This is a genomic window from Deinococcota bacterium (genome assembly GCA_030858465.1).
In the GTDB taxonomy this organism is placed as follows: Bacteria; Deinococcota; Deinococci; order Deinococcales; family Trueperaceae; genus JALZLY01.
The window spans coordinates 1-2,410 of record JALZLY010000243.1; the positions used below are offsets into that span (position 1 = coordinate 1).

Annotated in this window: 2 protein-coding genes; both read right to left on the bottom strand. The window is 67.9% G+C overall.

Annotated elements, in window-relative coordinates; all coding sequences use genetic code 11:
• Positions 1-324, bottom strand: a 324-nt coding sequence (locus M3498_12340) for an ABC transporter substrate-binding protein (GenBank protein MDQ3460072.1), incomplete at its 3' end; no start/stop codon positions are given.
• Positions 325-337: 13 nt separating this feature from the next.
• Positions 338-2,383 carry a carboxylesterase family protein gene (locus M3498_12345; GenBank protein MDQ3460073.1) on the bottom strand — a complete coding sequence of 682 codons (2,046 nt, stop codon included), beginning with the start codon at positions 2,381-2,383 and terminating at the stop codon, positions 338-340.
• Between the last annotated feature and the right edge of the window lie 27 nt (positions 2,384-2,410).

Consider the following 2,410-nt stretch of genomic DNA (forward strand, 5'->3'; position numbering starts at 1 on the left):
CAGCTCGAGCACGCTGCCCTCCTCGGCGAGGCGCGGAAAGACCGTCACCTCGGCCTCGTAAAGGACCGGCGGATTGCCGGCGCTGAGCGCGGCGACCAGCCGGATGGCGCTCTCGGCGTAGTTGCCCGCGTAGCGCGGCACCACCCGGTAGTCCGGCTGCGAGCCGTTGAAGGCGTCGATGAGCTCGTTCAAGACCGTCTCGGGCGTGCCGCTGTGGGCGTGCCAGTACTCGAGCGTCGTCTGGGCCCGTCCCGGCGAGAGAAGGGCCAAGCCGAGGACGAGGAGCAGGGCGAGGCAGAAGGGCGCGCGGGTCTGCGTGAGCATAGCCTAGGATAGCCTAGTTGGGGTCCGGCGCGGTCTCGAGGCGTTGGTGCAGGCGTGGCAGCTCGTAGCCGAAGCCGTCCCAAAAGTCGCAGTTGTGCCTGGCGCCCTGGGCATCCGCTGCGCCGACCCTCATGGGAACGGCCAGCTCGAGGGCGCGGCCCGTCTCGCTGAAGAGGGGCCAGAGAGGGTCGTCCGGGCCGCGCCCGGCATTGGGGTCATGCCCGCTTCCGGCGAAGCCGCCCCAGTAGCGCCCCATCGCCTCGGCGAGCCTTGCCTCTTCGGCGCTAAAGGTCTTTTCGCCCCCCGCCGAGCCGAAGACGAAGGCGAGTTCGTCGCCGTGACAGCTTCTGTCGGCGCAGCCGGGATAGAGGCCGCTCCACAGGTCGAACGACGGTACGTGCGTGAAATCGTAAAGGTAGACGCGGCCCTGCGCGGCCGCGGCGGCCGCTCGGCTGCTGCAGACGAGGAGAAAATCGGTGGCGACGCGAATGGTGTTTTCGCGGTTGTCCGGCTCGAGCGGGTAGCGGCTCAAGATGCGCCGGAAATTATCCTGACCGAAGAGCACCCCCAAGGTGGCGTTGTACTCGAGCAGGCTGGCTGACCTGTCGGCCGGGAAGAAGATGATGCCCTCGTCCTGGTTGCTGCCCAGCAGCACCGGCTTGGTGATGGCCCCGCCCAGGGCGGCCGCCAGGGGCTGCTCGGTGATGAGCCGGCCGTCGACGACGGGCGCCCAGGTGAGAATAACGTCCAGACCGAAGTTCACAAGCTGCAAGCGCAAAAACCTTCCCGCTTGCCCCCTCAGCAGGTCCTCGACGGGCTTGTCCCGCAAGCAGGCGGCCTGGTCGAAGCGAAACCAGCAGCCCTGGCCGAGCAGGTAGGCCTCGCCCAGGACCCGCGCCTCAAAGAGGTCCTTGAAGGGGATGCCGAAAGGGTTGCTCTGCATGATGGCGGCACCGAAAAGCGCTGCGCTCTCGGGCGCGGCCAGGAGATGAAGACCGACCGAGGCCGCGCCCGCGCTCTCGCCCGCGAGCGTCACCAGCGCAGGGTCGCCGCCAAAGGCCGCGATATTTTCCTTTACCCAGCGCAGCGCGAGCTGCTGGTCCATAATGCCGTAGTTGCCCTCCAGGCCCGCTACCCCGGCGAGAAAACCGAGCGCGCCCAGACGGTAATTGAAGGTGACGACGACCAGGTTTTGGTCCTCGGCCAGGCGGCCGCCGTCGTAGAGGTGGGGGCCGTCCGGCGCGTAAAGGCGGGCGGCGCTCGAGTCTATGACAAAGGCGCCGCCGTGGATAAACACCAGCACCGGCAGGTCCGCCCCCGCCTGGGCGGGCGTCCAGACGTTCACTGACAAGCAGTCCTCGCTCTGCGGCGGCAGGCCCTCGGCCGCACCGTTCTGCGGGCAGATGGGGCCAAAGGCGTCCGCCTGCCAGGTGCCCGGCCAGGGAGCTTTGGGAACGGGGGCGCGCCAGCGGTTTTCGCCGGCGGTGCTTTCAGCGTAGGGAACGCCCAAAAAGGCGCGCACGGAGTCGCCGTCTTGCGCCGTGCCGCAGACCCTCCCGCTCCTCGTCAGGACCGCGCCGCCGGGACAGTCGGGGCTAGGGGCGTCGCTCTCCTCTCGCGCCGCGGTGAAGGTCATCACAGCGCCAGGAGACACGAGCGAGAGCACATCGCCCTCGAGCGTGAACGACGTGCTCGCCTCGAGGGCTCGGGCAAAGGCGTCGAACAGCGAACCGGGCGGGCAGAGCGCGCGGGTGAAGGCGAGGCTGAGGACAAGCCCCTGGCCCTCCAGCAGATAGCGTCCCGCGCCTCGGTTGCAGTCCGCCTGGACGCTCACGCGCCCATCCTCCTCGAAGACGAGGGTGTAGCGGTGCGGGTTGTCCGGCCTGAGGGCTTCGCCGCCCTGTTCGATGGTTTGCAAGCTCCAGAGGCCAGAGGTGAGCTCTTGGCTTTGCGCCTGGGAGACGGTGCAAAGCGCCGCAAGTAGGCTACCGACGAGAAAAAAGCCGAAACGCTGCCGAAACGCTGCCGGTTGCCGTCTGCTGTTTATGGGTGTGTTCATGGGCCAAAGTATATTCCCTCACCAACG

Excerpts from the sequence above, each read along its gene's own strand:
- M3498_12345 (MDQ3460073.1), bottom strand. The coding sequence starts at position 2,383 with ATGAACACACCCATAAACAGCAGACGGCAACCGGCAGCGTTTCGGCAG.